This window comes from Streptococcus pluranimalium, from assembly GCF_047785745.1.
Classification (GTDB): Bacteria; Bacillota; Bacilli; order Lactobacillales; family Streptococcaceae; genus Streptococcus; species Streptococcus pluranimalium_B.
In genome coordinates this window covers 1-6017 of the sequence record NZ_JBLOJT010000103.1, presented here as the reverse complement: position 1 = coordinate 6017, position 6017 = coordinate 1, and the positions used below count along the sequence as shown (strand labels likewise).

Here is a 6017-nt window from a genome sequence, read left to right as displayed (position 1 = left end):
TAGTATTTTATTTGTTTTAAAATACCAATCTCACATTGAAATACGAGCTAAACTTGATTACCATGCACCGATTTGTCTGTTTTGTCGTGGGAATATGAGCAAAGACGACTTCCAAAAGCCTTCAACCATCCCAATACTAGATCTCCAAGGTATGCTCTCCCTTTTAAAACTAAAGAAACGGAGATTTCAATACAAAGACTGTCGTAAGGTTGTCGCTGCACAAAGCCCATTAGTTAAAAAGAACCACCAAATCTCGCAACCAGTCTGATCTCAAATCACACAGCTTCTGATCAATACCTTAAGCAATGCCGCCATCGCTAGGTCATGTCATGTCTCGATAGCAACTGTTCAAAGACAACTGGAAAACTTCCAAATCAAAGAAACTTTTGAGAAGCTACCTGCCATCCTGTCCTGGAATGAATTTTCGAGCGATAAAGGCCAGTTATCCTTTATCGCTCAAAATTTTGAGACCAGAAAAATTATTACTGTGCTTGAAGATAATAAACAAAGTAATCAAGGGTACCAAACGACAGACTTTTGGATTCAGAAACTTTGAAATTTTTTAAACATGCATCTTTATCACTTTGAACTTGCAAAAAGAGAAGACACTTTTGTCTCCTCTCGTGCTTAGCTATAAGTCATTCACTACAGTTGGAGAAGAGCCAAAATATTCTTATTTATAACTAAATCCAGAGCTCTCTACACCTAATCAGTTTAGTTTTCTTTATCCTCATTATTTAAAGTATTCTGAATGAAACTTATAACATTACCATCTCGTGTTTCAAACTCATCCATATGTTTCTTTTGGTAAGATGCATTTAAAATCGCCCCAAAAATAATCACTTTAGCAAAAACAGTAAACCAAAGCATAACCGCTAAAATCGTAATGGAACCAAACATTCTAAGATTGTCTAAACGATCCATCATAGAACTCACGTAACGTCCAAAAAGGCTAGTCATAGTCATAAAAACGACCGCTGTAAATACAGTTCCAGGAATAATATACTTAATGTTACGAATATGAACATTCGGCAAAATGTAATAAAGAACCCCTAAAGCAATAAAAAACACTGCTGCTGTAACCGGCTGAGTTAAACTCATCAAAAGATCAAACAATTTGGGATCAAATGGATAATTCGAATAGAGCAAATGCAAAGCAGCTTTACCAAACGTTGATAACAAAATAGCAATCGCTAAAAATAAAATGACTACAAGACTTGATAAAAAACCAAAGAGATAACCTAAGACAATATCTCTGTGATCTTGAACACCATAAGCTTTGTTAATGGATTTTTGCAAAAAGGTCATACTTCGTGACATAGTCCATAATCCAGTCGCAATCGAAATCCAAACCAAGCCAGTATTAGGTTCATTGAAAATATTAATAACAATACCAGATGTTGTCTGATACAATTCTTCAGGTAAATTTTCTTGTAAGAACATGAGTATCTGATCTGTATTGATATTGATATATGGAAAGATATTAGCTAGGAGCACAAAGAAAGGAAATATAGTTAAAAGAAGATAGTAAGCCACAGCAATACTGGATAAATCCATTTCTGAAGTGCGAAACAATTCTAAAAAGTATTTAACAAAATCACTGGACTGTAGTCTTGAAATTAGTTTTTTCACGGAAACTCTCTCTAGTAAGTTCTTTCTTCACCTTGACTGGTCAAAATAACTGGACCTTCTTTTGTAATCACAAACTGATGTTCGTATTGGCAAGATAGACCACCATCAAGGGTTTTATGTGCCCAACCAGTTTTCATATCTGTATCAATTTCCCAAGTTCCTGTATTGATCATTGGTTCAATGGTCAGGACCATTCCTTCTTTTAAGCGAAGACCTTTACCTGCTGTACCATAATGTGGAACATTTGGTGCTTCATGCATCGTCGGCCCCACACCATGCCCAACAAGATCTCGAACAACACCGTAGCCATGACTCTCAGCATACTCTTGAATAGCTGCACCAATATCACCGATACGATTACCAACAAAAGCCTTCTCAATACCAATGTACATAGCTTCTTTGGTGACATCCATCAACTGTTTCACATCATCTGAAACGTCACCTACTGCATAAGCCCAACAAGAATCAGCTAATCCACCAGCATAAGATTCGGTGTGTTTCTTCATCTCAGCAACATTATCAAAATTAAGCTTTGATACATCAATAATTGATTTATCCAAAGGTTCACTCAAAACCATATCTACTTTTAAAAGATCACCATCTTGTAAAATATAATGGCGTGGAAAGGCATGAGCAACTTCATCGTTTAGCCCACAACAAGTCGCATAGGGATAATCCATAAGATGACCATCTACCCCTATCTGTAATGGAAGAACATTTTCTTCTTTACAGCGACGACGAACATATTCTTCAACTTCCCACATATCAACACCCGGCTTAATAATCTCTCTCAAGCCAATGTGAATACTTGCTAAAAAGTCCCCTGCACGATCCATCGCTTCAATTTCACGCGCTGATTTTAATGTTATCATGTTTACATTATTCTCCTACTATTCAATCTTTTTATCTAAGTCATCTTCGTAGTGATGATTGCTTTAACGACTAGTTGTTCTGCTGATGTTACATCAATATCAAGAGTCATGCTACGACGACTTTCCGCAATAACTTTGGGCGTAATGGTTAAAAAGTCATCAATTTGTAAAGCCTGTAAAAAGTATACCATCATTTGTTCAATAATGATATTCTTTTGATGACGCTTCGTTAAAAGGGTCATGGTCGCTTCTTTCAAAAATTCTGTTAATACACCGTAAGCCAGGCTATCCGAATTATCAATCATATGTGGCTCGACCACAAACTGAAAACGCCCATCTTTTAGAACTTCTAAGTTTGAAACAAACTGCTCACTATAACTATGAATATGTGTCTTAGAAAGATTTTTCAAGGTTTCCATTACGTGCCGACGTGTCACAACACCAAGAAAATCTTTCGATTTATCGACAACTGGAAGCATATCAAAATCTTCAAAAACCATCTTTTGACTAACAGTCGCCAAACTAATATTAGGATTCGTTGTGACTGGCGTTTTTGCCATCACTTTTCGAATTTGTAACTGCTGATCTTTACCAATCACATCTCGCATGCTGACAATGCCAACGACACGATTCTTACTGTCAATAACTGGAAAACGTACATGATTTGTTTCCTTTACTAAATCATGATAAGTAGATACTAAATCCGTATCTATTAAACAGCCATAATCATCCTTAGCTAAATAAATTTGACCTACTGTTTTGATATCTGTTTTGATTTTAACATTGGAAATAGCTCTATTAATTAAAGTTGCAACACTGAAAGTGTCATAGGCCGTTACCATAACAGGAATAGCTAATTTATCAGCTGTATCCTTAACTAGCTCAGAAATTGAAAAACCACCTGTCACCAAGATAGCATTACCATGTTCCAAGGCTAATAACTGAATATCTTCACGATCACCAACGATAAGCAAACCTCCAGAAACCAAGTGATCCAAGATATTTTCTAGCGTCATGGCACCAATTGAAAACTTGCTGAATTCTTGAGATAAACCGTCTCTTCCTGCCACTACTTCCGAATCGCTAATACGAGCAATTTCAGCAAACGTTATTTTTTCAAGACTAATTTTTTTCTTATTTTCAACGCGTACAGTCCCACTTCTGGGTCTCGTTTCAACAATCCCTCTATTTTCAGCCTCTTTGATTGCACGATATGCTGTTCCATCACTAACATTTAAATGATTTGAAATACTACGGACACTGACACGTTTACCAATTCTTAAATTTTCTAAATAATCAAGAATTTCCTGATGCTTACTCATAATGATAATCCTCACCTTGTAATTCCAGACGGGTATACCGCCTCATTTTATGAGTGTAGCGATCGCTTCCCTTGAAACGCTCTTTTATTTTGAACCCACACGCTTCCGCTAAAGCTTGGCTCGCTATATTCTCCTCATGAACAATAATATCAATAACACGAATCTTGAATTCCTTGAAACAGAGATTAAGTAGGGCCCTAAGGCTCTCTGACATAAAACCTTGGTGCCAGAATTCTTCTGATAAAAAATAACTTATCTCTACGCGCTTATGTCGGTCATCTCTATTTTCTAGGCGAATTGCACCAATCACTTTACTCGTTTTTTGGTTAACAATAGCCCATTTTCCCAAAGGTTCTTTCATAAAGGCTTCTATTAGCAATTCTGCCGCTTCCTGCTTGTTTTGATAGCTCGGATGTATGAACCTTGTCACACGAGGGTTTAAAACAATATCTGCAAAATCGTCTAAGTCTGGATAAGAAAAAGGGCGAAAAAAGAGCCTTTCAGTTTCAAAGGTGGCAAACTGCGCTAATTTAAGTGCTACTGACATACTAAAATTATAGCATAACAGTTAAACTGTTGCTATATCAGGGGACAAAGTTAGTTATAAAACAGATATCTTTTCACAAGAGCTGTCACTGCATCTAAGGCTAAATCATCATGATATGGCATTGTTCTATCTGATAATGATACTCACCAGAAAAAGGCTGGGATTTCTATCCTCAACCTTTATTTTATTCTTCAATTAATGTAATATCAGCACCTAGAGCGCGTAGTTTCTCAATGATATTAGAATAACCACGCAGAATGAACTCAATATTTGAAATTTCCGTACGTCCTTCAGCCATTAAACCAGCTGTCACAAGAGCTGCTCCCGCACGCAAATCAGTTGCTCTCACTTCTGCACCGGTGAGCTGACTTGGACCATCATAGACAACCTGATCACCAACCACAGAGATTTTTGCGCCCATACGAGCTAATTCTGGTACATGGTTGACGCGCTTTTCATAAATCGTATCAAAGATTGTGCCACGACCTTCTGCCTTCAACAATAGAGGAGTCAGTGGTTGTTGTAAATCCGTAGCAAATCCTGGATAAGGAGAAGTTTTTATAGAGACTGCTTTTAAGTTACCTTGTTTTTCAACAAAAATGGAATCTTCCTCAACCGTCATTCGCACGCCCATTTCTTCCAGCTTAGCAATGAATGGCTCTAAATGCTCGTATAGAACATTTGTAATTCTAACACCACTACCTACTGCCGCTGCCAAAGCAATATAAGAACCAGCTTCAATACGATCTGGAATAACTTGATGACGTGTACCACTTAAACAATCTACTCCGTCAATGGTAATGACGTCTGTACCAGCACCACGAACACGAGCTCCCATATTATTTAATAAAGTTGCTACATCAATAATTTCAGGTTCACGAGCTGCATTTTCAATAACTGTACGCCCTTGAGCTTTTACTGCTACAAGCATGGTATTAATCGTTGCTCCAACCGTTACAGTATCAAAATAAATATGAGTTCCATGAATAGGTTCCCCATTTTCAGTAGCAAGTCGCATGGACTCACCTTCATAAGAGACCTTTACTCCCATTGCTTCAAAAGCTTTTAGATGTAAATCAATCGGACGAGGACCAAGATCACAACCACCAGGTAAACCAACAGTAGCTTCAGAAAAACGTCCTAAAAGACTACCATAAAAATAATAAGAAGCACGAAGACTATTGATTTTACCGTATGGCATTGGAATATTTTTAACACCACGAGGGTCAATCTCAAGCGTATCATCATAACGTTTGATACTAGCTCCCATGATTTCCATAATCTCAACCAAGCTATCCACATCTGAGATAGCAGGAACACTATCTAATATGACGACATCATCAGCTAAAATAACAGCCGGAATCAAAGCGACAACACTATTTTTAGCACCCGAAACGGCTACGTCGCCTTGCAGAGGGTTCCCTCCGTTAATAACTATTTTACGCATAAACTAATACTTTCTTATACTAATACATGAATTTAACCCTTCTATTTTATCACATTTTTATAAGGGTGCCAAATACAAAAATTTTAGTATTTCAATACCTATGTAGCGTTACAATAGATGTGAGACCTACAAGACAAAAAAGAAGTGAATCGGTTACACTAAACTAGACAGAATCTATAAAGTGTTCTACACTAAAG

5 protein-coding genes and 1 pseudogene are annotated in these 6017 nt (G+C 37.1%); 1 reads left to right on the top strand and 5 read right to left on the bottom strand.

Annotation, left to right across the window (positions count from 1 at the left end; translation table 11 throughout):
• Positions 1 to 268: pseudogene (locus ACMZ6U_RS08860) on the top strand (ISL3 family transposase); the annotation flags it as partial.
• Positions 269 to 714: 446 nt separating this feature from the next.
• Here the strand turns inward: ACMZ6U_RS08860 and ACMZ6U_RS08855 are convergent.
• The 5 genes from ACMZ6U_RS08855 to ACMZ6U_RS08835 all read right to left on the bottom strand — a co-directional run bounded on the left by ACMZ6U_RS08855 (position 715) and on the right by ACMZ6U_RS08835 (position 5820).
• Positions 715 to 1632 carry a YihY/virulence factor BrkB family protein gene (locus ACMZ6U_RS08855; RefSeq protein WP_416108029.1) on the bottom strand — a complete coding sequence of 306 codons (918 nt, stop codon included), beginning with the start codon at positions 1630 to 1632 and terminating at the stop codon, positions 715 to 717.
• Between the two features lie 11 nt (positions 1633 to 1643).
• On the bottom strand, positions 1644 to 2504 hold the full coding sequence (locus ACMZ6U_RS08850) for a methionyl aminopeptidase (protein ID WP_416108027.1): 861 nt from the start codon (positions 2502 to 2504) through the stop codon (positions 1644 to 1646).
• Between the two features lie 35 nt (positions 2505 to 2539).
• Positions 2540 to 3826, bottom strand: coding sequence for a CBS-HotDog domain-containing transcription factor SpxR (spxR, locus tag ACMZ6U_RS08845; RefSeq protein ID WP_416108025.1), 1287 nt, complete (start codon positions 3824 to 3826; stop codon positions 2540 to 2542).
• The gene (locus tag ACMZ6U_RS08840; RefSeq protein WP_416108023.1) at positions 3819 to 4373 is read right to left on the bottom strand and encodes a GNAT family N-acetyltransferase; all 555 of its coding nucleotides are present in this window, start codon (positions 4371 to 4373) and stop codon (positions 3819 to 3821) included. The genes spxR and ACMZ6U_RS08840 overlap by 8 nt, the downstream gene beginning before the upstream one ends.
• Positions 4374 to 4557: 184 nt before the next feature.
• Positions 4558 to 5820: a UDP-N-acetylglucosamine 1-carboxyvinyltransferase gene (locus ACMZ6U_RS08835; RefSeq protein WP_416108021.1), complete on the bottom strand. Its 1263-nt coding sequence runs from the start codon at positions 5818 to 5820 to the stop codon at positions 4558 to 4560.
• Between the last annotated feature and the right edge of the window lie 197 nt (positions 5821 to 6017).

Bases quoted from the DNA above. Each gene is read 5' to 3' on its own strand.
- ACMZ6U_RS08840 (WP_416108023.1), bottom strand. From the start codon at position 4,373: ATGTCAGTAGCACTTAAATTAGCGCAGTTTGCCACCTTTGAAACTGAA.
- ACMZ6U_RS08850 (WP_416108027.1), bottom strand. From the start codon at position 2,504: ATGATAACATTAAAATCAGCGCGTGAAATTGAAGCGATGGATCGTGCA.
- spxR (WP_416108025.1), bottom strand. From the start codon at position 3,826: ATGAGTAAGCATCAGGAAATTCTTGATTATTTAGAAAATTTAAGAATT.
- ACMZ6U_RS08835 (WP_416108021.1), bottom strand. From the start codon at position 5,820: ATGCGTAAAATAGTTATTAACGGAGGGAACCCTCTGCAAGGCGACGTA.